31 protein-coding genes are annotated in these 25,944 nt (G+C 65.9%); 10 read left to right on the forward strand and 21 right to left on the reverse strand.

The annotated features are described in order from the left end of the window. Nucleotides 1-60: 60 nt before the first annotated feature. The 10 genes from AMB_RS24275 to gatC all read right to left on the reverse strand — a co-directional run bounded on the left by AMB_RS24275 (nucleotide 61) and on the right by gatC (nucleotide 9,265). Nucleotides 61-2,082, reverse strand: a complete 2,022-nt coding sequence (locus AMB_RS24275) for a methyl-accepting chemotaxis protein (protein ID WP_011383988.1) — start codon at nucleotides 2,080-2,082, stop codon at nucleotides 61-63. A gap of 236 nt (nucleotides 2,083-2,318) precedes the next feature. Continuing rightward, on the reverse strand, nucleotides 2,319-2,702 hold the full coding sequence (locus tag AMB_RS07960; protein WP_011383989.1) for a 2Fe-2S iron-sulfur cluster-binding protein: 384 nt from the start codon (nucleotides 2,700-2,702) through the stop codon (nucleotides 2,319-2,321). A gap of 32 nt (nucleotides 2,703-2,734) precedes the next feature. Beyond that, nucleotides 2,735-3,589 (reverse strand): SIR2 family NAD-dependent protein deacylase, encoded by an 855-nt coding sequence (locus tag AMB_RS07965; RefSeq protein WP_043746319.1) that lies wholly within the window; start codon nucleotides 3,587-3,589, stop codon nucleotides 2,735-2,737. A 23-nt stretch (nucleotides 3,590-3,612) separates the two neighbouring features. After that, a complete protein-coding gene (nifT, locus tag AMB_RS07970; protein WP_011383991.1) occupies nucleotides 3,613-3,828 on the reverse strand; it encodes a putative nitrogen fixation protein NifT in 216 nt (71 codons plus the stop codon). Further along, complete coding sequence (locus tag AMB_RS07975; protein WP_043743832.1) at nucleotides 3,825-4,106, reverse strand: nitrogen fixation protein NifZ; 282 nt, start codon at nucleotides 4,104-4,106, stop codon at nucleotides 3,825-3,827. Before AMB_RS07975 ends, nifT begins: the two co-directional genes overlap by 4 nt. Nucleotides 4,107-4,186: 80 nt before the next feature. After that, a complete protein-coding gene (locus tag AMB_RS07980) occupies nucleotides 4,187-4,375 on the reverse strand; it encodes a 4Fe-4S dicluster domain-containing protein (RefSeq protein ID WP_008621160.1) in 189 nt (62 codons plus the stop codon). A gap of 20 nt (nucleotides 4,376-4,395) precedes the next feature. Continuing rightward, entirely contained in the window at nucleotides 4,396-5,892 is a 1,497-nt protein-coding gene (nifB, locus tag AMB_RS07985) for a nitrogenase cofactor biosynthesis protein NifB (protein ID WP_011383993.1), read from the reverse strand. 148 nt (nucleotides 5,893-6,040) lie between these two features. Continuing rightward, nucleotides 6,041-7,498 carry an Asp-tRNA(Asn)/Glu-tRNA(Gln) amidotransferase subunit GatB gene (gene gatB, locus AMB_RS07990; RefSeq protein ID WP_011383994.1) on the reverse strand — a complete coding sequence of 486 codons (1,458 nt, stop codon included), beginning with the start codon at nucleotides 7,496-7,498 and terminating at the stop codon, nucleotides 6,041-6,043. 4 nt (nucleotides 7,499-7,502) lie between these two features. Continuing rightward, nucleotides 7,503-8,975, reverse strand: a complete 1,473-nt coding sequence (gene gatA / locus AMB_RS07995) for an Asp-tRNA(Asn)/Glu-tRNA(Gln) amidotransferase subunit GatA (RefSeq protein ID WP_043743836.1) — start codon at nucleotides 8,973-8,975, stop codon at nucleotides 7,503-7,505. Nucleotides 8,976-8,977: 2 nt separating this feature from the next. Beyond that, complete coding sequence (gene gatC / locus AMB_RS08000; RefSeq protein WP_043743839.1) at nucleotides 8,978-9,265, reverse strand: Asp-tRNA(Asn)/Glu-tRNA(Gln) amidotransferase subunit GatC; 288 nt, start codon at nucleotides 9,263-9,265, stop codon at nucleotides 8,978-8,980. 136 nt (nucleotides 9,266-9,401) lie between these two features. On the opposite strand from gatC, the gene AMB_RS08005 reads away from it, so the two are divergent. The 4 genes from AMB_RS08005 to AMB_RS08020 all read left to right on the forward strand — a co-directional run bounded on the left by AMB_RS08005 (nucleotide 9,402) and on the right by AMB_RS08020 (nucleotide 11,647). Then, nucleotides 9,402-10,103 (forward strand): LytTR family DNA-binding domain-containing protein, encoded by a 702-nt coding sequence (locus tag AMB_RS08005; RefSeq protein ID WP_050750666.1) that lies wholly within the window; start codon nucleotides 9,402-9,404, stop codon nucleotides 10,101-10,103. A 114-nt stretch (nucleotides 10,104-10,217) separates the two neighbouring features. Continuing rightward, nucleotides 10,218-10,514: a N(2)-fixation sustaining protein CowN gene (gene cowN / locus AMB_RS08010; protein WP_011383997.1), complete on the forward strand. Its 297-nt coding sequence runs from the start codon at nucleotides 10,218-10,220 to the stop codon at nucleotides 10,512-10,514. A 26-nt stretch (nucleotides 10,515-10,540) separates the two neighbouring features. Continuing rightward, a complete protein-coding gene (gene ruvX / locus AMB_RS08015) occupies nucleotides 10,541-11,008 on the forward strand; it encodes a Holliday junction resolvase RuvX (protein WP_043746327.1) in 468 nt (155 codons plus the stop codon). Between the two features lie 204 nt (nucleotides 11,009-11,212). Next, nucleotides 11,213-11,647 (forward strand): hypothetical protein, encoded by a 435-nt coding sequence (locus AMB_RS08020; RefSeq protein WP_043743843.1) that lies wholly within the window; start codon nucleotides 11,213-11,215, stop codon nucleotides 11,645-11,647. A 175-nt stretch (nucleotides 11,648-11,822) separates the two neighbouring features. On the opposite strand, the gene aroC is transcribed toward AMB_RS08020, so the two are convergent. The 5 genes from aroC to AMB_RS08045 all read right to left on the reverse strand — a co-directional run bounded on the left by aroC (nucleotide 11,823) and on the right by AMB_RS08045 (nucleotide 15,406). Further along, nucleotides 11,823-12,911, reverse strand: a complete 1,089-nt coding sequence (aroC, locus tag AMB_RS08025) for a chorismate synthase (RefSeq protein WP_011384000.1) — start codon at nucleotides 12,909-12,911, stop codon at nucleotides 11,823-11,825. Between the two features lie 164 nt (nucleotides 12,912-13,075). After that, nucleotides 13,076-13,894 (reverse strand): enoyl-ACP reductase FabI, encoded by an 819-nt coding sequence (gene fabI / locus AMB_RS08030; protein WP_043743845.1) that lies wholly within the window; start codon nucleotides 13,892-13,894, stop codon nucleotides 13,076-13,078. Between the two features lie 88 nt (nucleotides 13,895-13,982). Further along, nucleotides 13,983-14,420: a CBS domain-containing protein gene (locus AMB_RS08035; RefSeq protein ID WP_011384002.1), complete on the reverse strand. Its 438-nt coding sequence runs from the start codon at nucleotides 14,418-14,420 to the stop codon at nucleotides 13,983-13,985. 123 nt (nucleotides 14,421-14,543) lie between these two features. After that, nucleotides 14,544-14,753 (reverse strand): cold-shock protein, encoded by a 210-nt coding sequence (locus AMB_RS08040; RefSeq protein ID WP_008621996.1) that lies wholly within the window; start codon nucleotides 14,751-14,753, stop codon nucleotides 14,544-14,546. 185 nt (nucleotides 14,754-14,938) lie between these two features. Further along, nucleotides 14,939-15,406, reverse strand: a complete 468-nt coding sequence (locus AMB_RS08045; RefSeq protein WP_043743847.1) for a hypothetical protein — start codon at nucleotides 15,404-15,406, stop codon at nucleotides 14,939-14,941. A gap of 194 nt (nucleotides 15,407-15,600) precedes the next feature. Between AMB_RS08045 and AMB_RS08050 the strand changes: the two genes are divergently transcribed. From AMB_RS08050 to AMB_RS08070, 5 genes are all read left to right on the forward strand, one after another. Beyond that, entirely contained in the window at nucleotides 15,601-15,936 is a 336-nt protein-coding gene (locus AMB_RS08050; RefSeq protein ID WP_011384004.1) for a rhodanese-like domain-containing protein, read from the forward strand. A gap of 164 nt (nucleotides 15,937-16,100) precedes the next feature. Continuing rightward, nucleotides 16,101-16,556, forward strand: coding sequence for a hypothetical protein (locus tag AMB_RS08055; protein ID WP_011384005.1), 456 nt, complete (start codon nucleotides 16,101-16,103; stop codon nucleotides 16,554-16,556). A gap of 6 nt (nucleotides 16,557-16,562) precedes the next feature. Further along, nucleotides 16,563-17,078 carry an RNA polymerase sigma factor gene (locus AMB_RS08060; protein WP_011384006.1) on the forward strand — a complete coding sequence of 172 codons (516 nt, stop codon included), beginning with the start codon at nucleotides 16,563-16,565 and terminating at the stop codon, nucleotides 17,076-17,078. A 70-nt stretch (nucleotides 17,079-17,148) separates the two neighbouring features. After that, nucleotides 17,149-18,891, forward strand: a complete 1,743-nt coding sequence (locus AMB_RS08065; protein ID WP_043743849.1) for a S49 family peptidase — start codon at nucleotides 17,149-17,151, stop codon at nucleotides 18,889-18,891. Beyond that, the gene (locus tag AMB_RS08070; RefSeq protein ID WP_011384008.1) at nucleotides 18,888-19,625 is read left to right on the forward strand and encodes an SDR family NAD(P)-dependent oxidoreductase; all 738 of its coding nucleotides are present in this window, start codon (nucleotides 18,888-18,890) and stop codon (nucleotides 19,623-19,625) included. Before AMB_RS08065 ends, AMB_RS08070 begins: the two co-directional genes overlap by 4 nt. Before the next feature lie 6 nt (nucleotides 19,626-19,631). Here the strand turns inward: AMB_RS08070 and AMB_RS08075 are convergent, their stop codons facing one another. From AMB_RS08075 to AMB_RS08100, 6 genes are all read right to left on the reverse strand, one after another. Beyond that, on the reverse strand, nucleotides 19,632-19,958 hold the full coding sequence (locus AMB_RS08075) for a hypothetical protein (protein WP_011384009.1): 327 nt from the start codon (nucleotides 19,956-19,958) through the stop codon (nucleotides 19,632-19,634). A gap of 91 nt (nucleotides 19,959-20,049) precedes the next feature. Beyond that, entirely contained in the window at nucleotides 20,050-21,279 is a 1,230-nt protein-coding gene (locus tag AMB_RS08080) for a hypothetical protein (RefSeq protein ID WP_011384010.1), read from the reverse strand. 79 nt (nucleotides 21,280-21,358) lie between these two features. After that, nucleotides 21,359-22,489, reverse strand: coding sequence for a hypothetical protein (locus tag AMB_RS08085; RefSeq protein WP_070108652.1), 1,131 nt, complete (start codon nucleotides 22,487-22,489; stop codon nucleotides 21,359-21,361). A 262-nt stretch (nucleotides 22,490-22,751) separates the two neighbouring features. After that, complete coding sequence (gene map, locus AMB_RS08090) at nucleotides 22,752-23,555, reverse strand: type I methionyl aminopeptidase (protein WP_011384012.1); 804 nt, start codon at nucleotides 23,553-23,555, stop codon at nucleotides 22,752-22,754. Between the two features lie 7 nt (nucleotides 23,556-23,562). Continuing rightward, nucleotides 23,563-24,273 (reverse strand): DNA/RNA nuclease SfsA, encoded by a 711-nt coding sequence (gene sfsA, locus AMB_RS08095; RefSeq protein WP_011384013.1) that lies wholly within the window; start codon nucleotides 24,271-24,273, stop codon nucleotides 23,563-23,565. Next, a complete protein-coding gene (locus AMB_RS08100; protein ID WP_043743852.1) occupies nucleotides 24,273-25,160 on the reverse strand; it encodes a methyltransferase domain-containing protein in 888 nt (295 codons plus the stop codon). Before AMB_RS08100 ends, sfsA begins: the two co-directional genes overlap by 1 nt. 46 nt (nucleotides 25,161-25,206) lie before the next feature. On the opposite strand from AMB_RS08100, the gene AMB_RS08105 reads away from it, so the two are divergent. Then, on the forward strand, nucleotides 25,207-25,938 hold the full coding sequence (locus AMB_RS08105) for a ComF family protein (RefSeq protein WP_043743854.1): 732 nt from the start codon (nucleotides 25,207-25,209) through the stop codon (nucleotides 25,936-25,938). Nucleotides 25,939-25,944 lie beyond the last annotated feature (6 nt).

Below are 25,944 nucleotides of genomic sequence, written 5' to 3' on the forward strand. Positions count from 1 at the left end.
CCTATCCCAGCGCGTCCCGTCCGGGGCATCGCCCCGGACGGGTGCGGGCGATAGCCTGATCTATACCGCCTGAACGCTGGCCAGGAAGGTCTCCACGTGCTTGCCCAGGCTGGTGCCGGATTCTTCGAGTACCTCGGCCACCTTGAACATGTTGGAAGCCATCTCGCCGGTCATGTGGGCGGCCGACGACACCTCGGAGATGTTGCTGGTCACCTCGTGATTGCCGTTGGCGGCTTCCTGCACGTTGCGGACGATTTCCTGGGTGGCGGCGTTTTGCTCCTCGACCGCGGCGGCGATGGACGACACCACCTCGTCCACCCGTCCAATGGCGGCGCCCACCGTCTTGATGGCGTTCACAGCGCTTTGGGTGGAGTTCTGGATGCCGCCGATCTGTTCGGCGATCTCACTGGTGGCCTTGGCGGTCTGGGTGGCCAGGTGCTTGACCTCGTTGGCCACCACGGCGAAGCCCTTGCCGGCCTCACCGGCGCGGGCCGCCTCGATGGTGGCGTTCAAGGCCAGCAGATTGGTCTGGGCGGCGATGTCGTTGATCAGGCTGACGATTTCGCCGATCTTCTGGGCGGCGGTGGACAGGCCTTCCACGGTGGCGTCGGCGGTCTGGACGCCGTCCACCGCTTCCTGGGTGATGCGGGTGGTGTCTTGCACCCGGCGGCTGATCTCATGGGTGGAGGCGCCCAGTTCCTCGGCGGCGCTGGCCACGGTCTGGATATTGGCGGTGGCCTGCTCGGCGGCGGCGGCCACGGCGGCACTCTGGCGCGAGGTCTGCTCGGCGGCGGCGTGCAGGCTGGTGGAGGTGGAGTGAACGTTCTGCACCGTGTTGTCCACCTTGGCGATCACCCGGCGGATCATCACGTCGAAATCGGCGGTCAGCAATTCGCGCTTGCGGCCGCGGGCCACCTCGCGTTCCTGGTCGGCGCGGGCCTCGGCCTCCAGTTGCTCGGCGCGGATGAGGCCGTCCTTGAACACCTGGACGGCACGGGCCATTTCGCCGATCTCGTCCTTGTTCTCGGTGGCGGGAATGGCGACGGTCTTGTCGCCGGAGGCCAGCTTGGTCATGGTGTCGGTCATGGCCTGAACCGGCGTGACGATGCTGCCGGCGATCAGCAGGGCCAGCAATAATCCGACGGCCAGGGCGGCGCCCGAGACGACCAGGCCGCTGACGGTGGCCCGTCCCATACCGCTGATGGTCTGCCCCTTCAGGGTGTCCAGACGTTCAACCTGCGCGGTCCGGACCTGATTGGCCAGTTTGGCGATTTCCATGGCCTCGTTGCGCATCACGGTGTTGGCCAGCTGCTCGACCTGCATGGTCCTGTCCACCATCTGTCCGAAGGCGGCGGCATAGCTTTCGGCCTGGGCGGCGGCATCCTTGGCCAGGCGCTTGCGGGCTGGGTCGCGCAGGCGCTCCTCCAGCGAGTGGACGAGGCCGAGGAAGGCGGTCATCTGCTGGCGCGAGGCGTCGGCAAGCTTCGGCGTCGGGGTGCTGGTGAAGCGGCTGGCCAGCAGGCGCGCCTGCATCAGGGCTTCCTGGGTCTGGCTGCTCTGCGCGGCCGCCTCGAAGTCGCCGCTGGCCATGGCCCCGGAGACAATGCTCGCCATGGCTTCGCGGGCCTGCTGGCCCAGGACGCTCAGTTGCTCGTTGATCAGCTTTTCCTTGGCCGCCCGGGCCTCGGCCATTTTTTCGAAATTGGCGGCGTAGCCATCGATTTCGCCCGACATTTTGGTCAGGGCTTCGCGGCGCGCCGGATTGACGGTCTTGCCGGTGATCTCGGCGATGTCCTTGCGGACCTTGGCAAGCTGTTCGCGGGCGGCCTTTGCCGACGCCGCGTCCCCCTCGTTGGCGTAGTTCCGGACATTGCGCCGAGCCTCGGTGAAATCGCCGACCAGAACGGCGACCCGCACGGTGTTGTCACTGACCCTGGAGAACTCCTCGACCTGATCGGTGGCGGAGCTCAGACCGTTGGCTCCGATGATGGCGATCAGGGCCAGCAAGAGCAGAACAAGGCCGAACCCAAGGAAAATGCGGGCTCTCACGGTAAAACGGGATAGGGTCTGGTCGAGAGCCATGAGGGGGAATGCTCCTATGTAAATGGTGCTGTCTGATGCCGGCGCTTATGAATAAATCGTCCGGTCATGTGAACATTATGATTATCTCAATCAGAGCGCTATCTGTAAACATGGCGATTATACTCTGGAATGTGTTTTTATGACGTCTTCGGGGTGCTTCGCGATTCCCTTATTTCAAAAGAATGAAGGGGCGCCCCGCCGGGGGCGCCCCTTCTCGATCTGCAGGCTTCCGCCACCTATCGCCGCAGATCGATCTCGACGCCCGGCTCGCCCGAGAATTCCACCAGGATGTTCTCGTCGCGGACGATGTACTGACAGGCCAGCCGGTAGGGCGGGGGCATGTCGTTGGTTTCGGTGTCGTTCAACTGAGCCTTGGTCATCTTGCCATTGACCGAAAGGGTAAGCTTTTCCTTGTCGGTCAGGTGGATGCCGTGGGGGGCGCGGTCGTCAAGGATGGTCACCTTGATCAGGCACGAGCCGCATTCGCCGTCCTGGCACTGGCAGGGAATGGCGATATTGTTCTGCTTGGCCACGCCCAGCAGGGTCTTGTTGTCGCCGGCCACCGCATAGACGGTGACGTCCTTTTCCAGGGTCGGCGCGCTGAAAGTCACATTGGCCATGTTTCATCCTCTCCAAGGGTTGATGGCGGCGGTCAGGCCGGGTTGGCTTCGGTCATCAAAGGGACGGCCTCGGCCAGCGGCAAGATGATGGGGGTGATGCCCTCGAGCTCCAGGAACTTGATCTCGTTGCGGGTCAGGTCGCCGGGGATGACGGCGTAACGCGGGCCGCTCGAACGCTTGGTGATCTGGCGGGCGAAGGTCCGCAGAATCTGGTCATAGAAGCGGCAGCCCAGGAAGACGAAGCCCCGGCTGGACCGGCGATCCTTGACCACCTGGGGAATGGGGGTCCCGATGTCGATGTCGGTCAGCACTTCCACATAGTCTGAATCCGACACCAGCACGTCGCCGGTGGGCTGGGCGGCGCCATGGGGCTTGTAAAGCACGGTGCGCCAGCCGTCGGCCACGTCGTCGCCGACGATGGCGCCATCGGGCGAAACGGCCCGGAACCAGACGCCGCCATCCAGACGCCGCGCCTTGGAACAGCCCTGGACGATGCCCCAGTTGTCGCGTCCCGCCGTCTCGAAGGCGGCCTTCATGGCGCCGTCATACCAGGTGTCGACCACCATGGGCAGCTTGGGCAGCCCGGCCAGCCAGCGGTGCAGGGCGTTGGGCTCCGGCACCGGCTGGAAGAAGGCGGCCATCAGCTTGTCCAGGGTGACCCGGTGCTTGTGGGTCTCGATGTACTGGGCGGAATGCCACAGGTTATTCTTGATGCGGCCGGGAACGCCCACCTTGGACGCCAGGGCCAGGGACAGGGCACGAGCCCCGACCGGCACCGGCGGTTCCGCCCCGATGGTCAGCACGTCAGGCCCCAGGAAGGGGATGAGATTGCCCGCAGCAATCTCCGCGCCGATACCGGCGAGCAGCGAACGAGGGGAGTCGAGCATGGCCGCGTCCTCCTGCATGGGGATCAGTCGTCGCCGCCGGACAGCTTTCGTGCTTCGACGGTGATGGGCAGCTTGGTATCGGGCGGCATGTCGGGCATGGCAAAGGTCCAGCCATTGGCGATCTTGATGGTGCCGCCCCAGATGCCGTCCTTCTCGGACTCGACGACCAGTTCCTCGAGATCCTTCTTGGGCACGTAGATCTCGTACTTTTCGCCGACCTTGCGCAGCATGACCTTCATGACGCCTTCCTCTCTTCTTCTTCGATCCGCTTGAGTTCGTGGGCCCGCATGCCGACCAGCATCCGGGCTTCCACGAAGTCCACGGAATAGACGTAGAAGCGGTTGAGATAGGTCCCCACCTGGGAGACGTAACCCCACTCGCCCTTGCGGATCAGGAACTCGCCAATCCTGGACCCCGGATAGGTGCCGTCATTGCGGACGTCCCGAAGCGCCATGACCTTGTCACCGCGCTGGTAAACGGGTTCGTCCCATAGCTCGAAATGGGTTCCATCGCTCATGGCGACCTCCTCATTCGCGGACCTTCGGGGTCCGTCGTCCCGAACGGCGCATGGCGCCCCGGGACGACGGGAAAAACGGGTCAGCCCTGGACGATGCAGCCCTCGACCGGGCACACCGCCTGGCACTTCGGGGCGTCGCCGTCGCACTCGGTGCAGCCGCTGGCCTTGATGGTGTAGACGTCGTTCTTGATGGAGATGGCGGCGTTGGGGCACTCGAACTCACAGGCGCCGCAGGTGGTGCATTCGGAAGCGATGATCTTCAGAGCCATGATTTTTCTCCTCTTCTCTCTTAAGCAATGTCGGCGGTATCGGACACCTGCCCGAAGCGCTGGGCGTACCAGCCGGCCACCGCCGTCTCGATGTATTCGAAGGGGTAGGCGTCCACCGCTTCGATGCCGGCCTTCTTCAGGTCGTCCTTGGGGCAGCGGCCGATCTTGGCCACGAACACCGTCTCGATGCCTTCCAGCGCGGCCAGTACAACATCCAGCTTGTCGTCGTCGCCATAGCCGCCCTGACAGTAATTGTCGGCCTTGCGGTGGCCCGAGAAGCGCACGCCCTTGGCGTCCACTTCGAAGATCTGGAATTCCTTGGCGTGGCCGAAGTGCTGATTGATGCGCCCGCCGCCCTTGGTGCAGACGGCGACCAGCTTGGCCGGGGCCTCGATTTCGGCGACGGCTTCGGCCAGTTCGGCCTCGGCACCTTCCAGGGCCTTGGCGCGGTCGGCGCGTTCGCGCTCGACCACCTCGCGGTACAGGCGACGCGGCTCGGGGTCGTAGGCGGTGGCCACTTCCGGCAGCTTGTCCAGGGTGAAATCCTGGGACAGATCCTCGCCCAGCATGCCCACCGCGTCGGCGCGGCACTGGCGGCAATGGCGCATGAGATTGGCGCCGCCGGCCAGCTTGTCCTGAAGGTCCTTCAGTTCGGCGGGCTTGGGGCCACGCTGGCCGGACAGGCCGAAGGCGGTGCCGTGGGCGGCGTCGGAAATCAGCGGCATGACGTTATGCAGGAAAGCACCCCGCGCCTTGATCTCCTTGTTGACCTCGATCAGGTGCTGGTCGTTGATCCCGGGGATCATCACCGAGTTGATCTTGGTGAGGATGCCCCGCGACGTCAGGCCTTCCAGGCCTTCCATCTGGCGCTCGTGCAGGATGCGGGCGCCTTCGATCCCGGTGTAGCGCTTGCCCTTGAAGTAGATCCAGGGATAGATCAGCGCGCCGATCTCGGGGTCGACCATGTTGATGGTGATGGTGACGTGGTCGATGTTGTGCCCGGCCAGCTCGTCCAGGTGGTCGGGCAGGGCCAGACCGTTGGTCGAGACGCAGTATTTGAGGTCGGGCAGCAGCTTGGACACCTCGCGGAAGGTGGCCGCCGTCTTCTTCCAGTCGAACATGGAATCGCCGGGACCGGCGATGCCCAGAACCGAAAGCTGCGGCACCTTGGCCGCCACCGCCGCCACCTTGCGCGCCGCCTGTTCCGGCGTCAGCTTCTCGCTGGTGACGCCGGGGCGCGATTCGTTGGCGCAGTCGTATTTCCGGTTACAGTAATTGCATTGGATGTTGCAGGCCGGAGCCACCGCCACATGCATGCGGGCGAAGTAGTGGTGCGCTTCTTCCGAATAGCACGGGTGGTCCTTGACCTTGTCCCAGATATGCGCGGGCATGTCGCCCTGGCCCTTGTCGGACCCGCACGAGCTGGAGGAACAGCCGCCGGTGGGCGCGGCCGGGGTCGCGGCGGGGACCATGGGTCCACGGGCGATGCTGGAGAGAGAAATGACGTTGCTGGACACCGGCGGCCTCCTCGTCAGGGGTCTATGCCGGATACCTTTGCAATGACGATGCCAAGTGCTGCATCGCGAGAAATGGCGGAAATTAAGGGGTTTCGGCTTTGTCGCATCCCCGACATGGAGGTCGGGGACGCGACAAAGCGTGGGAAACCTACCCCAGGATCTTCTTGGACAACATCTCGTTGACCATGGCCGGGTTGGCCTTGCCCTGGGTGGACTTCATCACCTGGCCGGTGAACCAGCCGAGCAGGGCGGTCTTGCCGTCCTTGACCTGCTGGACCTTGTCCGGATTGGCGCTGATCACCGCGTCCACCGCCGCCTCGATGGCGCCGGTGTCGGTGACCTGCTTCAGGCCGCGTTCCTCGACCAGGACGGCGGGGGCCTTGCCGGTCTCGACCATCAGGGCGAAGACGTCCTTGGCGAGGCGGCCCGACAGCGTGCCGTCCTTGATCAGGTCGATGAGTTGGCCGAGATTGGCGGCGGTGACCGGCGGGTTCTCGATGGTCTTGCCCGTGGCGTTCAGCGACGCGAAGAAGTCGCCCATCACCCAATTGCAGGCCATCTTGGAATCGCGGCCCTTGGCCACGGTCTCGAAGAACTCGGCCGAGGCCTTTTCCGCCACCAGCACGCCGGCGTCATAGGCGTTGAGGCCGTATTCCGCCATGAAGCGGGCCTTCTTCTCGTCGGGCAGTTCGGGCAGGCCGGACTTGATGCCGTCCACGAAGGACTGCTCGATCACCAGGGGCAGCAGGTCGGGGTCGGGGAAGTAGCGATAGTCGTGGGCATGCTCCTTGGAGCGCATGGACCGCGTCTCGCCCTTGACCGAATCGAACAGGCGGGTTTCCTGGCGGATCTCGCCGCCGCTCTCGTAGACGTCGATGTGGCGCCGGGCTTCGAATTCGATGGCCTGCTGCACGAAGCGGATGGAGTTGACGTTCTTGATCTCGCAGCGGGTGCGCAGCTCGGTCGAGCCCACGGGCCGCACCGAGACGTTGGCATCGCAGCGCATGCTGCCTTCCTGCATGTTGCCGTCGCAGGTCTCGAGATAACGCAGGATGGAGCGCAGCTTGGTGAGGTACAGGCCCGCCTCTTCCGGCGAGCGCAGGTCGGGCTTGGAGACGATCTCCATCAGCGCCACGCCCGAACGGTTGAGGTCGATGAACGACTTGGACGGGTGCATGTCGTGGATGGACTTGCCGGCGTCCTGCTCCAGGTGCAGGCGCTCGATGCCCACGGTGCGGGTGCCGCCGTCGGGCAGGTCGAGGATCAACTCGCCTTCGCCCACGATGGGCTGGTCGTACTGGCTGATCTGATAGCCCTGGGGCAGGTCGGCGTAGAAGTAGTTCTTGCGGGCGAAGACCGAGGTCAGGTTGATCTTGGCCTTGAGGCCCAGACCGGTGCGCACCGCCTGCTCGACGCAGACTTCGTTGATCACCGGCAGCATGCCGGGGAAGCCGGCGTCGATGAAGCTCACCTGGGTGTTGGGCTCGGCGCCGAATTCGGTGGCGGCGCCACTGAACAGCTTGGCCTTGGAGATGACCTGGGCATGAACCTCGAGACCGATGACGATCTCCCAATCGCCGGTTTCGCCCTGAATGATGTACGCCATGGTCTTACACCCCTTCCGGCTTGGCGGTGAAGTTCGCGGCCGTTTCCATCACGCCCGCCACGCGGAACACCGTCTCTTCGTCGAAGGGACGCCCGATCAGCTGCAGGCCCAGCGGCAACCCGTCGGCGGACAGGCCGGCGGGCAGCGACAGGCCGGGCAGACCGGCCATGCTGGTGGGGATGGTGAAGACATCGTTCAACCACATGGTCACCGGATCGTCAGTGCCCTCGCCCATGCCGAACGCCGCCGACGGCGCGGTGGGGGTGAGGATGACGTCGACCGTTTCGAAGGCCTTGCGGAAGTCCTCGGCGATCAGACGCCGGACCTTCTGGGCCTTGGCGTAATAGGCGTCGTAATAGCCCGCCGACAGCACATAGGTGCCGATCAGGATGCGGCGGCGAACCTCGGCGCCGAAGCCGGCGGCACGGCTTTTCTTGTACATGTCGTCCAAGGTCTTGCCCGGCACCCGGAGGCCATAGCGCAACCCGTCATAGCGCGCCAGGTTGGACGAGCACTCGGCCGGCGCGATGATGTAATAGGTGGCCAGCGCGTACTTGGTGTGCGGCAGGCTGATCTCCACCGGCGTGGCGCCGGCGGCCTTCAGCCACTCGATGCCCCGGTCCCAAACCTTGGCCACCTCGTCGGACAGGCCGTCGGGGCGGTATTCCTTGGGAATGCCCACCTTCAGGCCGCGGATGTCGCCGGTCAGAGCACGTTCGAAATCCGGCACGGCCATGTTGACCGAGGTGGAATCCTTGGGGTCATGCCCGGCCATGGCGCCCAGCATGATGGCGCAGTCGCGCACCGTGCGGGCCATGGGGCCGGCCTGATCCAGGGACGAGGCGAAGGCCACGATGCCGAAGCGCGAGCAGCGGCCGTAGGTCGGCTTGATGCCGGTGATGCCGCAGAAGGCGGCGGGCTGGCGGATGGAGCCGCCGGTGTCGGTGCCGGTGGCACCCAGCACCATGCGCGCCGCCACGGCCGCCGCCGAACCGCCGGAGGAACCGCCGGGAACCAGCTTGGCCTTGGGATCGGAGGTCTTCTTCCAGGGATTCTCCACCGCGCCGAAATAGCTGGTCTGGTTGGACGAGCCCATGGCGAATTCGTCGAGGTTGAGCTTGCCCAGCGAAATGGCGCCGGCGGCCTTCAGCTTGCCCGAGACGGTGGACTCGTACGGCGGCTTGAAGCCTTCCAGGATGTGGCTGGCCGCCGTGGTCTGCACGCCTTCGGTACAGAACAGGTCCTTGATGCCGATGGGCAGACCGTCCATGGACCCGGCCGTACCCGCCTGACGGCGCGCGTCCGAGGCCTTGGCGGCCTCCAGGGCGAGGTCGGGGGTCTCGACGATGAAGGCGTTGAGATGGCGCTGGGCCTCGGTCGCCTTGATGTGGGCGTCCGTCAGCTCGACGGCGGTGAACGCACCCTTGGCCAGCCCGTCGCGGGCCTCGGCCATGGTCAGATCAGTCAGTTTGCTCATGATTATTCCACCACCTTGGGAACGGTGAAAAAGCCCTCGGCGGCCTCCGGCGCATTGGCCAGAACCTTGTCCGGATACCCGCCGTCATTGACCACGTCGGCCCGCATGGGCGCCGTGATGTCGGCCACCGAGGTCATGGGCTGCACGCCGTCGGTGTTCACCTCGGAGAGCTGCTCGACGAAGTGGAGGATGTTGGACAATTCGCCGGCGAGGTGGTCGAGTTCCTCGTCCTTGACTTCGATGCGCGCCAATTCTGCAATGGCGCGGACGGTGGCTTTGTCGAGCGACATGGGCCTGGGAATCTCCGGTAAATCAGGGTGGCCGGACGTTAGCATCCGGGCACCGACGGTGCAAGCGGGGGGAGACTTGATCTTTCCCCCCACTCGGCGCATCAAGAGGAATGCTCACCTCTGCCGTCCACATCCCATGACCTCCATCGCCTACCAGCTTCAGCGTGCCCCCGTCGGCGTGGTCCTGGTGGACGGCGAGGGGAGGGTGAGCGCGGCCAATGCCCTGGCGCGCCGGTTGCTGGAGCCGGTGGGGGGCGCCATTATCGGGGCCGATCTGCTGGGCCTGCACCCCGAACCGGCGCGGGCCAAGGTGCAGTGGATGCTTGACGCCGCCCGCGCCCGGCCGGACGAGCCGGCGGGCATGGCCATGACGCTGCCCTTCGGCACGCTGGTCGCCCGGGTCACCACGGTGGAGGGGCCGGACGGCCCCGGCTGGTGCCTGATCTTCCATCTGCCCGACGGCTTCAGCCTTGGGGATGGCCCGTCCCGCCCGGCCTCGGGCGATACGCTGGTCAAGCTGCCGGTGGGCTCGGGCAGCGGCCCGGCGCTGCTGGACGTGGCGGCGGTGGTCCATCTGGAGGCCGAGGGTCACTACACCCGCGTGCACACCGCCGACGGGGCGCATTTCTGCCGCCTGCCTTTCGCCCAATTGCTGCGGCGCCTGGATCCGGCGGTGTTCCTGCAGGTTCACCGCCGTCACATCGTCAATCTGGTCCATGCCGAGGCCATCGACCGCAGCGACGGCCATTGGGCGCTGGTGATGGCCGCCCCCGGCCGTCCGCGGGTGCCGGTGGCCCGCGCCCGGGTGGAACTGGTGCGGCGGCGGCTGGCGGTGTGATGCCGTTCGTGCGGTCCATTCGACCGTTCGTGCAGACACTGCGCGCTTGAGGCAAGGCCGGTTGCCGTCGGTGGCGGCCATGGCCATGGTGGGGCCAGCGCACAAGGAGGCACCATGACCGCGACCACCCAGGCCGACCGCTATATCAGCTTTTCCGGCATCGACTGCGACGGCAACGCCAAGATCGTCCTCGAACGGGTGGTGGCCCTGGTGGCTTTGCCCGAATACGCCAACTGCTTCTGGGACCGCTTCCTGATCCGGCTGGCCGAGGCCGACAAGGTGGGGGCGCGCAAGGCCGACGAGCTGTGTCTGGCCTGCTCCAACACTTATTACATCGAGGAGCTGTTCGAGGCGGCGGGCGATGAGATGGGGCTGGCGGCGCTGCGGCGGCTGGAAGACGAGTGCTGCTGAACCGGGTTTAGGGTATGGTGCGGGCCATGCCCATTCTCGCTCCCGCCGAACTCCTGGCCTCTTTGTCCCGCGACCAGCGTCTGCTGGGTCTCGACCTGGGGTCCAAGACCATCGGTCTGGCGTTGTCCGACGTCAGCCGCACCATCGCCACGCCCTTCGACACCATCCGCCGCACCAAGTTCACCCAGGACGCCGAACTGCTGCTTGCCGTGGTGGACAAGCAGGGCGTGGGCGGTCTGGTCCTCGGCCTGCCGGTGGAGATGGACGGCTTCGAGGGGCCGCGCTGTCAGTCCGTTCGCTCGTTTGCCGCCAATCTGGCCCGGCTGCGCGACATGCCCATCGCCTATTGGGACGAGCGTCTGTCCACCTCCGCCGTGACCCGCACCCTGCTGGAGGCGGATTCGTCGCGCAAGCGCCGGGCCGAGGTGGTGGATAAGATGGCCGCCGCCTACATCCTCCAGGGCCTTTTGGACAACCGCTCGGGCTTCGCCTGAGGCTCCGTCTTGTCATCCCGAGCGCATGCGAGGGATCTCCGCCCGAAACAATGGTGCCAATCCTGTTGGACCACAGCAGGAGGAGATCCTTCCTCCCGTTGGTCGTCAGGATGACAGGCTGCTCCGATCACTTGACCAATGTCAGGTCGCCGGGCGACGGCCATGGCTAGGATGCGGTCCGTTCAATGGGGAGGAACGCCCGCCATGATCCGTCGTCTTGCCTTTGCCCTGTGTCTGGTGGCCTTGCCGGCCGTCGCCGCCGAAGTGACCTGTCCCGACCTGTCCGCCGCCCAGCAGGTGGGCAATTGCGCCAGCGAGGAGGAGCTGAAATTCGGCTTCACCGGCTATTGCAGCGATAACCAGCGGCTTTATGACAAGGAAGACGGCACCTGCCTGTCCCTGGACCATTACAAGAAGATCAAGGACGTGGCGCTGTGGGAGGCGGGCGAGTTCCAGGGCTTCCTGCACTGCTCTAAATCCGCCGAGACCATCAAGGCGTCCAAGCTCAAGCACATGGGGGCGCTGCGCGTCGGCGCCATGACCCGGGTGGTCTGCTCCTACGACAATGGCCTGGATCTCACCTACCGCACCAAGGCGGCCTGCACCGTCGAGGGCAACAAGGCTGTGTGCAAGGATTGAGGTCCGGCGGGCGGTTGGACGTCTCAATTCGGGGGCTTTCGCCCCCGATCCCCCAATCGGGAAGCACGGCTTCCCGAACCCTTCAGCTTTTTAAGCCATTGAAATAAAAAGCTGGAGGTTCGGAGGCTGTGCCTTCGAACGGGTCAGGGCGGTAGCCCTGCGCTTGCGCCGTCGGCTACGAAAGCCGGGGCTGGGCCAGCGATCGCAGCAGGTGGTCGGCCAGGGTGCAGGCCATCATGGCCTCGGCCACCGGCACGGCGCGGATGGCGACGCAGGGGTCGTGGCGGCCCTTGGTGGAGACCTCCACATTGTTGCCCTTGGCGTCGACGCTCTGCTTGGGCGTCAGGATGGAGGAGGTGGGCTTGACCGCCAGGCGCACCACCACGTCCTGGCCGGTGGAGATGCCGCCCAGGATGCCGCCGGCATGGTTGGAGAGAAAGCCGACCTGCCCGTCATTGCCCATGCGCATCTCGTCGGCGTTCTCCTCGCCGGAGAGGGCGGCGGCGGCGAAGCCGTCGCCGATCTCGACGCCCTTGACGGCGTTGATGCTCATCATGGCCTTGGCCAGATCGGCGTCCAGCTTGTCATAGACCGGGGCGCCCAGGCCCACCGGCACGCCCGATGCCACCACCTCGACCACGCCGCCGATGGAGGACCCCGATTTGCGGATGGTGTCCAGGTACTCTTCCCAGGACTTGGCGGCGGCTCCATCGGGGCACCAGAACGGGTTGTTGCCCAATTCGGCCCAGTCCCAGCGGGACCGGTCGATGGCGTGCGGTCCCATCTGCACCATGGCGCCACGAATGGAGAGGCCGGGCGCCAGGGCGTCCAGCACCTTGCGGGCGATGGCGCCGGCGGCGACCCGCATGGCGGTTTCGCGGGCCGATGACCGCCCGCCGCCGCGATAGTCGCGGATGCCGTATTTCTGCTGGTAGACCCAATCGGCGTGGCCGGGACGGTAGGTGTCCTTGATCTCGCCGTAATCCTTGGAGCGCTGGTCGGTATTTTCGATCAGCAGGCCGATGGAGGTGCCGGTGGTCAGCCCCTCGAACACGCCCGAAAGGATCTTCACCTCGTCGGGCTCGCGCCGCTGGGTGGTGAAGCGGTTCTGTCCGGGCTTGCGCTGGTCCAGGTAGTGCTGGATATCGGCCTCGGTCAGCGGGATGCGCGCCGGGACCCCGTCGACCACGCATCCGATCGCCGGCCCGTGGCTTTCGCCGAAGGTGGTGAAGCGGAAAAGATGTCCGAAGCCGTTGCCAGACATTGCTTTTTGTCCCTCAGTCGCCGGGCGCGTGCCACCCGGTTTGATCTGTCATCCCGACGACCAGCGGAAGGAGGGATCTCGTCCTGGCGCAGCCTTTCAGAACTGGCCCTGCCGGAGCAGGCGGAGATCCCTCGACTTCGCTCGGGATGACTGGAACGTTGGAGTCAGTCCTTGGCGACGGTGATGTCGGGGGCGTCCACCGCCTTCATGCCGACCACGTGATAGCCGCAATCCACATGATGGGTCTCGCCCGACACGCCCGACGACAGGCCGGACAGCAGGTAAAGGCCGGCGCCGCCGATGTCTTCCAGGGTGACGTTGCGCTTGAGCGGGCTGTTGTACTCGTTCCACTTCAGGATGTAGCGGAAGTCGCCGATGCCGGACGCCGCCAGAGTCTTGATGGGACCGGCCGACAGCGAGTTGACGCGGATGCCCTGGCCGCCGAGATCGACGGCGAGATAGCGCACCGAGGCTTCGAGAGCCGCCTTGGCGACGCCCATGACGTTGTAATGGGGCATCACGCGCTCGGCGCCGTAATAGGTCAGCGTCAGCAGCGAGCCGCCGTCGGGCATCATGGCCGAGGCCCGGCGCGCCACCGAGGTGAACGAGAACACCGAGATGTGCATGGAGGTCAGGAAGTTCTGCAAGGACGTGTCGGCATAGCGGCCGCGCAGCTCGTTCTTGTCGGAATAGCCGATGGCATGGACCACGAAGTCCAGCTTGCCCCAGCGCTTTTCCAACTCGGCGAAGACGGCGTCGATGGAGGCCTCGTCCGACACGTCGCAGGGCAGCACGATGTCCGAGCCGACGCTCTGGGCCAGGGGGCGGACCCGCTTTTCCAAGGCCTCGCCCTGATAGGTGAAGGCCAGTTCGGCACCCTGGGCGCGGGCAGCCTGCGCGATGCCCCAGGCGATGGAGCGATCGTTGGCGACGCCCATGACAAGGCCCTTCTTGCCGGCCATCAGGGGAGCGGGAGCGGTCATGCGGTCCTCGTTTCGTGGTGAGCGGATGGGTGGCGCCGAAACGGGCCACGGCTCCCCTACATACACGAAACAGGCCAAGTGGCAAAGGCTATCCCAGAATTTCGCCCAGTTCAGATTTCTTCGCCTTCTCGCGCTCGAAGGCGCTGAGTTCCGAGCCCAGCGCGTCGCGGATGGAGATCATCCCCACCGGAATGCCGTGATCCACCACCGGAATATGCCGGAAGCCGTTGTCGTGCATCATGTGCAGGGCGTGGCCCAGCTTGCGGTCGGCGGTGATGGTGGTGGGATCGGCGGTCATCACCAGGGCCAGGGTGGTGGTGTCGGGGTTGACCCCCTCGGCCAGGACGCGGAACAGGCAGTCGCGCTCGGTGAAGATCCCCTTGAGCTTGCCGTGGTGGTCGGTGACCATCACCGCCCCGACCCTGCGGGCCTTCATCTGGCGGGCGGCCTCGCGCACCGTGGCGGCGGCGGGAAGGGTAAGGGCGACCTGGTCGCGGATGACGTCCCTGATCAGTCGAATGGGCATGCGAGTCTCCCAACTCTCCCAACGATGGGTTCACTATGAACCTGGAAGGAAGCTTGGGCAATCGGCACGAAAAAGGGCGCGGGCCACAAGGCCGCGCCCCTTCGCGTCGCAGTCTCGAAAGCCTTAGAGGGCCTTGAGATTGACCGCGGAGCTCTTACCCTTGCGGGGATCGCGCTCGGTCTCGAAGGAGAGCTTCTGGCCTTCCTTCAGGTTGCCGATGCCAGCGCGCTCGACGGCAGAGATGTGGACGAAGATGTCGGCCGAGCCATCCTCGGGCTGGATAAAGCCATAACCCTTGGTAGCGTTGAACCACTTAACGGTGCCGTTCGGCATGAGAACCTCCAAATAACTAGTAGTACCCCGCATGCTCTCATGCGAGGGGTTCAATCGTTCGACCGGCGATGACACCTGAAGCGGCGCCGGATTCCCTTGCGGGAATCTGCGGCAGGTAGAAAGACGTTCCCTAGCATGGACCCGCTGCCGGGGGAATACAAGGTGAAACAGCCCCGGCGGCCAATTTAGCGCCGGTCAATGGCCTGATAACCCTTGCCAACCCGTTGCAGGGCCTGGGTCGGCGTCTGGATGGTGGCCCAGCCGTCGATGCGTTCGGAGGTGACGAACACGCTGTCTGAATCGGCGAAGCTCCAGCCGATGGGAGCCCAGCCGCGCGAGGTCCAGCCGGCCACCAGCAATGGCTGCCCCTTGGCCGAGACCCAGGCCGGAGAATCGATCAGGATGAACAGTTCCGCCCGGCCGTCCTCGTTGAGGTCGATGCGCCCGGCGCGGACCTGATCGCGGAAAAAGCCGTGGGGGCCGCCAGCATTGTAATAGGCCTTCCACTGGGTGCGCAGCAGCAGGTCGATATCGGGCGTCTCGGCCTCGGGCAGGGGCTGGAGCGCCACCTGGGCCACCAGACGGCCGAAATCCTGGGCCACGGCGGCCAGCGGCAGGAGCAACAGGGCGAGAAGGGTGAAAATGATGCGCATGATCGCCTTGCCTGGAATTGTCTGGAGATTACGGGGCATGAGTCCCTGCGTCAATGCTGCGCCGCAAACACATATATTTCTGTGTTAATTGGCGATGCATTTGGTGTCTGATGCGATATTTTTGTGTTGAATTATCCAGCATCATCGTGCATAACGGCTTTCATGATGTGAAATATTGATGCGAGGACAGCGTCATGAGCTTTTCCGAGGCCGGCCTGATCGAACTGGAGCCCACCCAGGTCAAGGCATTGCTCGATGCGGGCGAGGCCGTGCTGGTCGACGTGCGCGAGGATGACGAGTTCGCCGAGGAGCATATCGAAGGCGCGGTCCTGGTCCCCATGAGCGACTTCGAGGTCGAGACCTGGCCCAGCTTTCCCGGGCGCAAGGTCATCATCTCCTGCCTGGGCGGTGTCCGTTCGGCCGCCGTGGCGCGCAAACTGATCGCCGCCGGGCAGGGCTGGGCCGTTCACCTGAAGGGCGGTCTCAACGCCTGGCGCGATTGCGGCCTGCCCACCGTGGCCGGCGCCTAGACTTTTTCTTTCCTCTCTATTCCCCGCCTTGATGGGCGGCCGCAGGACGTGGCCGCCCATTTTCTTTTTCGGTCCGAGACGAAAATATTTAGGGTGGCCTGCAATAATTCGCCCCCTCTCGCCCGTCTCCCTTTCAGACATCGCGTTTGATGAAGGAGAGGATCATGAGATTTTTCCGCAATTGCTGCTCCGGCGAAGGGCATGGACGTCCCGAGGGCAAGGCCGCCCGCGCCTTGTGGTTCGGCGGCCATGCCCTGTTGGGAATCGTGGTGGTGGTGGTGGTCGCCACGGTGGTCGGCGGGGTGGTGATGATCGCCTGGAACGTCCTGATGCCGGTGGTGTTCCATCTGCCGCCGCTGGAATTCTGGCAGGCCGTGGCGCTGCTGGTTCTGGTCCGCGTGCTGACCGGCCGCCTGCATCATCGTGGACCCCGGCGGCACAAGGGAGGCGATGAAAAGTGCATGGTGTCGCGTGGCCTCGGGCGGATCTGCGGAGAGTCGCAGGACTTGCCCCCCCATCCCGATGCCTTCGCCACCTGGTGGTGGGAAGAGGGACAGGCCGCGTTCAAGGCCTTTCAGGCGCGCAAGGACGGCTCGTCCTCCTTGGCTGATCAGGGCTGATCGGCAATGACCGGGCCGCACCCTTCCTCAGGCGACCGGCTGGCGGCGACCCTCGATCGCGATCGGGGGAAGCTGCTGGGCTTCGTGCGCGGGCGGATGGGTGGCGGACTGCAGGACCAGGATCCCGAGGACATTCTGTCCGATGTGGTCCTGGGCCTGCTGGAACGGGCGGATCTGCTGGCCGAGGTGGAAAATCTCACCGCCTATCTGCTGACCGCCATGGTCAACCGGGTCCGCGACCTGTTCCGCCGCCGCCGGGATCTGCCCATGCCCGAGGCGATGCCGGCCGAGCCCAGCCAGCCCGCCGGGGTGGAGGAGCGTCTGGAGCTGACCCGGGCCCTGTCGCTGCTGTCCACGGCGGAACAGGCGGTGTGGCTGGCGGTGGAGATGGAGGGTTTCGCTTTCGTCGAGTTGGCCGAAGCCTGGGGCGAACCCCTGGGCACCTTGCTGTCGCGCAAGAGCCGGGCCACCCGGCGGCTGCGCAAGGCCCTTGAGGAGACGCCTTCCGGGACAGGGGGATGAAGGGCGGCCTGCTGGACGCGGGCGTCCTTTTTCTCTTTAATTCAGGGGCAGTGGAAAAGAGAGAGTGATTATGCGCCGTATCGGTCGATTTCTGGTCGCCTTCCTGGCCGTCACCGGCTTCGTCTTCCTGGGCCTGATGGGCCTGGGCGGGTGGCTGGCCGCTCATATGGCCGAAGGGGACGGCAAGAAGATGGCCGACCGGATGGTGCTGACCCTCGATCTGGACGCCCCGTTCCGCGACACCACGCGGGAGAATCCCCTGGCCATGCTGTCGGGCGAGCGCTCCTACGGCCTGCGCCAGGTGGTGGAGGCCCTGGACCGGGCCGCCGCCGACAGTCGGGTGAGCGGCGTGTTCGCCACACTGGGGCATTCCCCTCTGGGCCTTGCCGGGCGCCAGGATCTGCGCGACGCGGTCGCCCGTTTCCGCGCCTCCGGCAAGCCGGCGGTGCTGTTCGCCGAGACCCTGGGGGAGGGAGGCTCCGGGACGCTGGATTACTATCTGGCCACGGCGTTCTCCCAGGTGTGGCTGCAGCCGTCCGGCGACGTGGGGCTGACGGGGCTGTGGGTGGAAAGTCCCTTCATCAAGGGCACCCTGGACCTGCTGGGCATCAAGGCGCAGTTCTCCGGGCGCCACGAATACAAGTCCGCCATCGACATGTTCACCGAGACCGGCTTCACCCCGGCTCATCGCGAAAATCTCGGCCGTCTGCTGGATTCCTGGTCCGAGCAGATCGTCGCCGGCATCGCCGCCGCCCGCGGCCTGCCCGAGCCCCAGGTGCGCGAGCTGATGGGCAAGGGGCCGTTCCTGGCCTCCGAGGCCCTGGCCGCCCGGCTGGTGGACAAGGTCGGCTACCGCGACGAGGCCTGGGGCATGATCGCCGGCATCGGCAAGGACAAGGCCGAGGAGATGGATCTGGGCGATTACGCGGCTCGTCTCGATCATCCCAAGGGCGTCAAGGTGGCGCTGATCTCTGGAATTGGCGCCATCCATCGCGGCGAGTCCCATCACGGCCTGGATGGCGACGGCGATTTCGGCTCGCAGACGGTGGCGGAGGCCTTCCGCGACGCCGTCGACGATGACGCCGTCAAAGTCATCTTGTTCCGCGTCGACAGCCCCGGCGGTTCCTATATCGCGTCCGATACCGTGCATCACGAAGTGGAGCGGGCTCGCAAGGCCGGCAAGAAGGTGGTGGTGTCCATGGGCAATTACGCCGCCTCGGGGGGCTATTTCGTTGCCATGGGCGCCGACCGCATCATCGCCGCCCCGGGGACCATCACCGGCTCCATCGGCGTGTTCACCGGCAAGGTGGTGCTGGACGAGTTCTGGAAGAAGCTGGGGATCAGCTGGGACGAGATGCACCGGGGCGACAATGCCGGCATGTGGAGTGCCAACCAGCCATTTTCGTCCCAGGCCAAGGCCCGCATCGATACCCTGCTGGACCACATCTACGCCGACTTCACCGGCAAGGCGTCGGCGGCGCGGAACCTGGACGCGGCCCGCATGGACAAGCTGGCGCGCGGCCGCATCTGGACCGGCGCCGATGCCAAGCAGTCCGGCCTAGTGGACGGGCTGGGCGGCTGGGCCGAGGCTTTGTCCCAGGTGCGGCAGGTGGGCGGGCTGAAGGTCGACGAGACCCTGACCCTGGTGGAGTTCCCCCGTCCGCGCAAGCCCTGGCAAGTTCTGGCGGAAAGCCTGGGTGGCGGCTCGGTGGCCGAGCGGCGCATCCTGGCCCGCATCGAGCCGCTGCTCGATGTCCTGGCGCCGGCCGCCGGTGCCCAGTTGCGCGCCCCCGATCTGCGGGGGCCGCGATGAGCGAGGTCAAGACCGTCGTCGTCACCGGCGCCTCGCGGGGCATCGGCCACGCCATCGCCCGCCGTTTCCTGGCCGAGGGCTGGCGCGTCATCACCTGTGCCCGCGCCGACGTGCCCAAGGAATGCATGATCGACCGCAACTGGGCTTGCCATATCGTCGCCGATCTGGCCGATCCGGCCTCGGCCCAGGACTTCGTCGCCCAGGCCAATGCCTGGCTGGGGGCCGAGCCGCTGCACGCCCTGGTCAACAATGCCGGCGTCAGTCCCAAGACTCCCTACAAGGAGCGGCTGGGCGTTCTCAACGGCCCCATTGACGGCTGGAAGGATGTCTTTGAACTGAATTTCTTCGCGCCGCTGCGCCTGGCCAGGGGCTTTGCCAGCGCCCTGCATCGGGGCAAGGGCGCCATCGTCAACATCACCTCCATTGCCGGCCATTACGTCCATCCCTTCGCGGGATCGGCCTATTCCACGTCAAAGGCGGCGCTTTCGGGCCTGACCCGCGAGATGGCCGCCGAGATGGCGCAATTGGGGGTGAGGGTCAACGCCGTGGCGCCGGGGGAAATCCGCACCGAGATGATCTCGGCCGAGTACGAAGCCCTGGTGCCGCGGATTCCTTTAGAGCGCATGGGTACGCCCGAGGACGTGGCGGGAACCGTGTTCCGCCTGTGCGGCTCGGATTTCGACTATGTCACCGGCACCGAGGTGTTCGTCACCGGCGGCCAGCACCTGTACTGACGGCGGTCAGCGGAAATAGGCGGGCTCGGCTCCGGTGACATCGCCCAGATGGCCGACGATGTAGCGCATCAGCTTGGTGGTGGGCGAGAATTCGCAGCGCAGGATGCCGCTGTCGGCTGATTTGATGGTGACCATCGCTTCGACATTGTCGTCGAGCGCCTGCAGGGCGGCCAGGGTCAGGCGGACGCGATCGCCGGGCCGGTAACCGGCTCCCTGGAAGCTGACGCCGGAAATGGAGACGTTGACCACGGGAAATACCTTGCCGTCGATCAGCACGGCGAGGCCGTCGCCCATTTTGCGGATATGCTGCCGCCGTTCCTTGATCTGCGTCACCGGATGACTCCCAACGTTTGGTATAAGACCCTATAGCGGATAGTCGTGAACGCCGTTTGCGGCTCATGTAAACGGGACGCGAAGGGGGGAGTTATTGCGCGGCGCGCGGCGCATTGGCGAACGTCTTGCGGACAAAGGCGCTTATTTCGCCCAGGCTGGTGTCCTGGCCGATTCCGGCGGCCTTGGCGCGCTCCACATATTTGGACACGTATTCCAGATTGCCGGGAATACCGAACGAGCGCTTGAACATTTCCTCGCCCATCAGGTCGTAGATGACCAGGGTCATCACCGCCAACTGGTCCATGCGCAGGCCCAACTCGCCCACCAGCATCTTGGTCGAGAGGCCGCCGACCTCGGCCAGCAGGCCGGTGATGCGCACGGTCTGGTCGGCATTGGGCAATTCGGCGCGAACCACCGGGTCTAGCAGGATCATGGTGAAAGCGGCCGAGCGCAGCCGCTTGCCGTCGGGGGTCAGGATGTCGGCAATACGGGCGCGGCGGTCGCCGCCCGCCGCCGGTGCCGGGGCGGCGGCGCCCTTGACCTCGTGCACCGGTGCCGGAACGGTGCCGCCCGAGATGGCGGCGGCCGCCTTGGGCTTGTCGCCGGCCTTGGCCGGTTCGGCGCGGGCGGCGGGCGGCACCAGGAAGGAGGGAATGGTTTCGGGCAGGGTGGACGGCGTCGGCAGCTCCGCCGGGTTCTCCTTCAGGCGCCGGATGTCCTCGGGCACCTTGTAGTCGAGAATCCGCTTGCCGAGGCGCTTCACCAGGGCCGGCGACAAAGTTGAATATTCAGGTACGAGGGCCACCTGCCAATCATGGACCAGATGCTCCTGCATGGCGTCGTAGAGCACCTCGCCCCGGCTGCGCTTGGCCGCCTTGCTGGGCGTGGGGCGCGACAGCAGGCGCATCAGCTTGCCCAGCAGCCCCTTATTGGCCGTGGCCGCGTCGCGCTCGCCGCCCTTGAGCGGCCGGCTATCGCCATCCAGGCGCTTGCGGAAATGCCGCTTGGCACAGGTGCGCACCACCATGGCGACCACGTCGTCCAGAGAGCGGCCGCAGGCCAGCAGGGCGTCGGCCTGCTCCACCGGCACGTCGTGCTTGTCCACCAGTAACTGGCGGAAGCGCTCGGGGTTGGCGCGGAACGCCTTGAAGCAGCTGTCCAGCAGGTCCGGGTCGTCCAGGACGCATTGCAATACGCCGCGGCGCGGCAGCTTCTTCAATTCCGGAACCAGCTGCGCCATGACCTCAGCCACCGGACCCTCAAGGGTCAGGTTGATCTGACGGACGATCCGGGCTTGGGCCTCGGATGGCAGGCGCGGCATGGTTGCTTCCGATCGAAACTCTACTTCCTCGAAAGGTAAGCCGAACAGGCTGAAATCCCAAGTGTCGAGATGTCAGGCCTTAGTCGCGTCGCGCGCGGTGGCCAAAGCGGGCGAAAACACCTCGCATGAAGATGGCGCACTCGATGACCTCGGTCGTCGGTCCAATTCCACGGAGTCTGGCCCGGTCCACAATGCGGGTCACCAATTCCGGATCAGCACGCGGACCGAACAGCCGACCGAAAACCGTACTGCCGATACAATCCTGAGCCACCATCAGCATGACCGCCAACTGGTCCTTGCGCAGCCCCAGCCCCTCGACCAGGGCAGCGGTCGGTTGACCGCCAACCCCCCGCAGGACGTCACCAATACGCACGATCTGGTCGGCATTGGGCAGAATGGCGCGGACCTCGGGGTCCAGAAGCGTCTGGGTGAAGGCTTCGGCGCGCAGCCGCTGACGATCCGGGGTCAGCACGTCATCCAGCTTGGCGGTACTGTGGTGTTGGACCGGCGCCACGGGCGCGGTCGGGGCCTTGGCCACCGGGGCGAACGGCGATACGAAGGGGGCTGCGAAAGTCGACGGCGTGGCCGCCGCGACTTGAGGTGCTTCGTCATCGGCCAGGTGAACGGGCGCGTCCGGATCAGCGATCAGGCGGGCCAGGGAGTTCGCCTCGCGGCAATCGAGAATCTTGGCGCCCACTCGGCGAACCAGGGCGGGGTCCATTTCGGAATAGGCGGGAACCAGCGGCACCTGCCACTCGTGCAGCAGATAGGCCTTAATGGCGTCGTAAAGCTCGTCGGCCGGGCTGCGCGCAGCCGAGTGGGTATGGCCCTCCTCGGGCAGGGCTTCGGCGCGGACTTCCGTTTCGGCACGGGTGGCGGCAGGGGCCAGCCGGCGGCGGAAGTAGCGCTTGGCGGCGGTGCGCACCACCATGGCGATGACCTCGGCCAGGGTGCGGCCGCAGGACAGGGGGACGTTATCCTCGCCCACCGGGCGGCGGCGCTCGTCCACCAGCACATAGCGGAAGCGGGGGCGCTCCTTGCGGAAGATCTGGAAACAGCGGGAGAGCAGGTCCAGGTCGTCGAGGGTCCGGTCATAGGCCTGCTCACGCGGCAGAGCCTTCAGCTCCGGCAGGAACTGGCCCAGAATATCGACAACCGGACCCTGGAGGGTCCCGTTAATCCTGAAGACCGCTGTCGCGGTATCCGTCATGGCTTCAACCTTAACTCCCATCGCGCCGCAATTCCCCGAAGAGAACTTTAGCATGCGATGATTTGCCCATCACCAAATTTGATGCGGACCTGATCGCATCGAAGTCAGAATACCCCCAATCGTTATAGGCTAATGTGAAGGCGCTCACATAACGATGGGGAAAAAGCATAGGGTCTCGACCCGGGGGGGCGGGCGTGAAACGGCTATTATCCGCCATCCGGCAAAAGCCATGGCCGAAAGGTGGTAGGGGAAAGTGCTTACCCTAGAGGTATGGAGGGCAGTGCCGTCCGGCGGGGGAGAGGGTAAATATCTCGCAGCCCGTGGCGGTGACGCCGATGGAATGCTCGAACTGGGCCGACAGGGATTTGTCCTTGGTGACCGCCGTCCAGCCGTCGGCCAGGATCTTGGTCTCAAAGCGGCCAGCATTGATCATGGGCTCGATGGTGAAGAACATTCCCTCGGCCAGGACGCCGCCTTCGCCCTTGTTGCCGTAATGCATGACGTTGGGCGGCTCGTGGAAGATCCGGCCCAGGCCGTGGCCGCAGAAGTCGCGCACCACGGAAAAGCGGTGCTTTTCGGCAAAGCTCTGGATGGCATAGCCGATATCGCCCAGGGTGGCGCCGGGCTTGACCACCTCGATGCCGCGCATCAGCGATTCGTAGGTCACCTCCACCAGCTTGCGGGCCTTCACGCCGACCTTGCCGACGTAATACATACGCGACGAATCGCCGTGCCAGCCGTCGACGATGGGCGTCACGTCGATATTGACGATGTCGCCGTCCTCCAGGCGCTTTTCCCCCGGAATGCCGTGGCAGACCACGTGATTGACCGAGGTGCAGATGGATTTGGGAAAGCCCCGGTAATTCATGGGCGCATTGATGCCGCCGCGGGTGATGATGAACTCGGCGCACAGGCGGTCGAGCTCGGCGGTGGTCACGCCGGGCACCACATGGGGGGCGATGAAGTCCAATGTCTCGGCGGCCAGCTGGCCGGCTTTGCGCATGCCGTCGAAATCGGCGGGGCCGTGGCGGCGGATGCGGGAAAATTCCCTGTCTTCGTGTTCCATCGGTCCTTCAGATCCGCTCAGTCAAATCCATGGTCAAGGGGGCGCCCAGATCGATGCCGTCGGGCGCGAGACGGCAGGTATAGCAGATCGCTTCAACGCCGTCCCGTGTCGCCTGGGCCAGGGTCCTGGCGTAAACCGGATCGATGTCGGCGGCGGGACGAAATCCGGCGCAGTCCTCGCGCTGCACCAGATAGACCATCACGGCCCGCTCGCCCGCCCTGACCCGATCGGTCAGCTCGGCCAGATGCTTGGTGCCCCGCACGGTGACGGCGTCGGGGAATTCGGCCCAGTCGCCCCGCTTCAGGTGGACGTTCTTGACCTCCACCCAGCATTTGGGGCGGCCTTCGGCCTCCAGCAACAGGTCGATGCGGGAATTGACGCCGTATTTCACTTCGCGCCGGATGGAATCGTAGCCGGCCAGTTCGGCGACTTGGCCGGCGGCCACGGCCTCGGCGACGATGCCGTTGGGATGGGCGGTGTTGACGCCGACCAGATGGCCGTCCACCGTCACCAGCTCCCAGTTCCACTTCAGCTTGCGCTCGGGGTTGGAGGCGGGCGACAGCCAGACCTCCATGCCCGGCTCGGCGGTGCCGAGCATGGCGCCGGAATTGGCCACATGGGCGGTGACCTCGGTACCGTCGTCGAACCGCACATCGGCCATGAAGCGCTTGTAGCGCTTGATCAGGGTGGCACGGACCAGGGGGGCGGCGAAGCGCATCACTCGGTCTCGGGGCTCATGCGGCCCATCAGGTCGGGCAAGCCGGGAATGGCGCATCCCTGGGGCGCGGCGGTGGGCTGGCAGGGGTGGGGCGCCCAGCCGGTCATGGTCAGCACCTGGAAGGTGGCGGGCAGGCGGCCGTCGGGGCCGGCGAAGCGCTCCTGGTAAAGGGCGATGGCGCGCAGCAGGGTGGCGCGCCGGGTCAGGCCCTTGCGCTGCTCGGCCACGGCATTGGTCTCGCCCATGCCGCGCAGATCGGCCATCAGCCGCATGGGATCGGCATAGCTGACCGGCACCGTGTCGGCATCGGCCACCGGCAGGGTGAAGCCGGCCCGCTGCAGCAATGCGCCCAGGTCCTTGACGTCGGCGAAGGGGGCGACGCGGGGGCTGACCCCGCCTTCCTCGGCCAGTTCCGACTCCTGCAGGGACTGGCGCAACTCGCCCAGGGTGCCGGCTCCCAGCAGGGCGGCGATGAACAGGCCGTCGGGCTTGAGCACCCGGCGGATCTGCAGCAAGGTCCCCGGCAGGTCGTTGACCCAGTGCAGCGACAGGCACGAGACCACTAGATCGAAGCTGTGGGCCGCGAAGGGCAGCCATTCCTCGTCGGCGGCCAGGGTCGGGTGGCCGTTGGCCGCCGCCTTCGCCGCCATGGCGGGCGACAGGTCGCATTGCACCAGGGTCTCGATGCCGCCGCGCCCCTTCAGGGTGTCGGCCATCTCGCCGGTATGGCACCCCAGGTCCAGGGCCACGGGAAAGCGGCGCTTGACGTCGTCCAGGCGGTCGGCGAGGCGCTCGGCCACTTCGCGCACCAGGAAGTCGTGGGCGACGAAATTGCCGGCAGCGCGGTCACGGTGCTTGCGCACCAGGCGGCGGTCGAAGATTCTCATGTCAGGCTGTATGGCATGTCCATGCCGTTTCTGGGAAGGAAAGATCATGCCGGCCAGGGTTGCACGTCTGGTCATCGATGCGCTGTTGCCGCCGCTCTGCCTGTCATGCCAGACCGAAGTGGCCGAGCCCGGCAGCCTGTGCCCCACCTGCTGGTCGGGGATGGTCTTTCTCGGCGACCCGTCCTGTGCCTGTTGCGGCCTGCCCTTCGAGTTCGATCCCGGCGACGGAGTGCTTTGCGGCGAATGCGCCCGCCGGACGCCGCATTATTCCCGGGCCCGGGCGGTGTTCCGCTATGACGATTCCTCCAAGGCGCTGATCCTGCGCTTCAAGCATGGCGACCGCCTGGAAGGGGTGGGAGCTTTCGCCCGCTGGATGGCGCGGGCCGGGGGCGCCATGCTGGCCGAGGCCGATCCGTTGCTGGTGCCGGTGCCGCTGCACCGCTGGCGTCTGCTGTCCCGGCGCTATAATCAGGCGGCCCTGCTGGCCGTGGCCATCGGCAAGCTGAGCGGACGGGCGGTGGAGCCCGGCATGCTGCTCCGGACCCGTCGCACGCCGTCCCAGGGGCATCTCGGCCACGACGCCCGCGCCCGCAACGTGGCCGGCGCCTTCAAGGTGGACGAGCGCCTGCGTCCCAGGCTGGCAGGGCGCCGGGTGGTGCTGGTGGACGACGTGATGACCAGCGGCGCCACCGTGGACGAATGCGCCCGGGTGCTGCTCAAGGCCGGGGCCGCGGCGGTGGACGTTCTCACCCTGGGACGGGTGGTGCGGGAAAACTAGCTGCGC

The organism is Paramagnetospirillum magneticum AMB-1 (assembly GCF_000009985.1).
Classification (GTDB): Bacteria; Pseudomonadota; Alphaproteobacteria; order Rhodospirillales; family Magnetospirillaceae; genus Phaeospirillum; species Phaeospirillum magneticum.

Excerpts from the sequence above, each read along its gene's own strand:
- AMB_RS24275 (WP_011383988.1), bottom strand. The coding sequence starts at position 2,082 with ATGGCTCTCGACCAGACCCTATCCCGTTTTACCGTGAGAGCCCGCATT.
- AMB_RS07960 (WP_011383989.1), bottom strand. The coding sequence starts at position 2,702 with ATGGCCAATGTGACTTTCAGCGCGCCGACCCTGGAAAAGGACGTCACC.
- AMB_RS07965 (WP_043746319.1), bottom strand. The coding sequence starts at position 3,589 with ATGCTCGACTCCCCTCGTTCGCTGCTCGCCGGTATCGGCGCGGAGATT.
- nifT (WP_011383991.1), bottom strand. The coding sequence starts at position 3,828 with ATGAAGGTCATGCTGCGCAAGGTCGGCGAAAAGTACGAGATCTACGTG.
- AMB_RS07975 (WP_043743832.1), bottom strand. The coding sequence starts at position 4,106 with ATGAGCGATGGAACCCATTTCGAGCTATGGGACGAACCCGTTTACCAG.
- AMB_RS07980 (WP_008621160.1), bottom strand. The coding sequence starts at position 4,375 with ATGGCTCTGAAGATCATCGCTTCCGAATGCACCACCTGCGGCGCCTGT.
- gatB (WP_011383994.1), bottom strand. The coding sequence starts at position 7,498 with ATGGCGTACATCATTCAGGGCGAAACCGGCGATTGGGAGATCGTCATC.
- gatA (WP_043743836.1), bottom strand. The coding sequence starts at position 8,975 with ATGAGCAAACTGACTGATCTGACCATGGCCGAGGCCCGCGACGGGCTG.
- gatC (WP_043743839.1), bottom strand. The coding sequence starts at position 9,265 with ATGTCGCTCGACAAAGCCACCGTCCGCGCCATTGCAGAATTGGCGCGC.
- AMB_RS08005 (WP_050750666.1), top strand. The coding sequence starts at position 9,402 with ATGACCTCCATCGCCTACCAGCTTCAGCGTGCCCCCGTCGGCGTGGTC.
- cowN (WP_011383997.1), top strand. The coding sequence starts at position 10,218 with ATGACCGCGACCACCCAGGCCGACCGCTATATCAGCTTTTCCGGCATC.
- ruvX (WP_043746327.1), top strand. The coding sequence starts at position 10,541 with ATGCCCATTCTCGCTCCCGCCGAACTCCTGGCCTCTTTGTCCCGCGAC.
- AMB_RS08020 (WP_043743843.1), top strand. The coding sequence starts at position 11,213 with ATGATCCGTCGTCTTGCCTTTGCCCTGTGTCTGGTGGCCTTGCCGGCC.
- aroC (WP_011384000.1), bottom strand. The coding sequence starts at position 12,911 with ATGTCTGGCAACGGCTTCGGACATCTTTTCCGCTTCACCACCTTCGGC.
- fabI (WP_043743845.1), bottom strand. The coding sequence starts at position 13,894 with ATGACCGCTCCCGCTCCCCTGATGGCCGGCAAGAAGGGCCTTGTCATG.
- AMB_RS08035 (WP_011384002.1), bottom strand. The coding sequence starts at position 14,420 with ATGCCCATTCGACTGATCAGGGACGTCATCCGCGACCAGGTCGCCCTT.
- AMB_RS08040 (WP_008621996.1), bottom strand. The coding sequence starts at position 14,753 with ATGCCGAACGGCACCGTTAAGTGGTTCAACGCTACCAAGGGTTATGGC.
- AMB_RS08045 (WP_043743847.1), bottom strand. The coding sequence starts at position 15,406 with ATGCGCATCATTTTCACCCTTCTCGCCCTGTTGCTCCTGCCGCTGGCC.
- AMB_RS08050 (WP_011384004.1), top strand. The coding sequence starts at position 15,601 with ATGAGCTTTTCCGAGGCCGGCCTGATCGAACTGGAGCCCACCCAGGTC.
- AMB_RS08055 (WP_011384005.1), top strand. The coding sequence starts at position 16,101 with ATGAGATTTTTCCGCAATTGCTGCTCCGGCGAAGGGCATGGACGTCCC.
- AMB_RS08060 (WP_011384006.1), top strand. The coding sequence starts at position 16,563 with ATGACCGGGCCGCACCCTTCCTCAGGCGACCGGCTGGCGGCGACCCTC.
- AMB_RS08065 (WP_043743849.1), top strand. The coding sequence starts at position 17,149 with ATGCGCCGTATCGGTCGATTTCTGGTCGCCTTCCTGGCCGTCACCGGC.
- AMB_RS08070 (WP_011384008.1), top strand. The coding sequence starts at position 18,888 with ATGAGCGAGGTCAAGACCGTCGTCGTCACCGGCGCCTCGCGGGGCATC.
- AMB_RS08080 (WP_011384010.1), bottom strand. The coding sequence starts at position 21,279 with ATGCCGCGCCTGCCATCCGAGGCCCAAGCCCGGATCGTCCGTCAGATC.
- AMB_RS08085 (WP_070108652.1), bottom strand. The coding sequence starts at position 22,489 with ATGACGGATACCGCGACAGCGGTCTTCAGGATTAACGGGACCCTCCAG.
- map (WP_011384012.1), bottom strand. The coding sequence starts at position 23,555 with ATGGAACACGAAGACAGGGAATTTTCCCGCATCCGCCGCCACGGCCCC.
- sfsA (WP_011384013.1), bottom strand. The coding sequence starts at position 24,273 with ATGCGCTTCGCCGCCCCCCTGGTCCGTGCCACCCTGATCAAGCGCTAC.
- AMB_RS08100 (WP_043743852.1), bottom strand. The coding sequence starts at position 25,160 with ATGAGAATCTTCGACCGCCGCCTGGTGCGCAAGCACCGTGACCGCGCT.
- AMB_RS08105 (WP_043743854.1), top strand. The coding sequence starts at position 25,207 with ATGCCGGCCAGGGTTGCACGTCTGGTCATCGATGCGCTGTTGCCGCCG.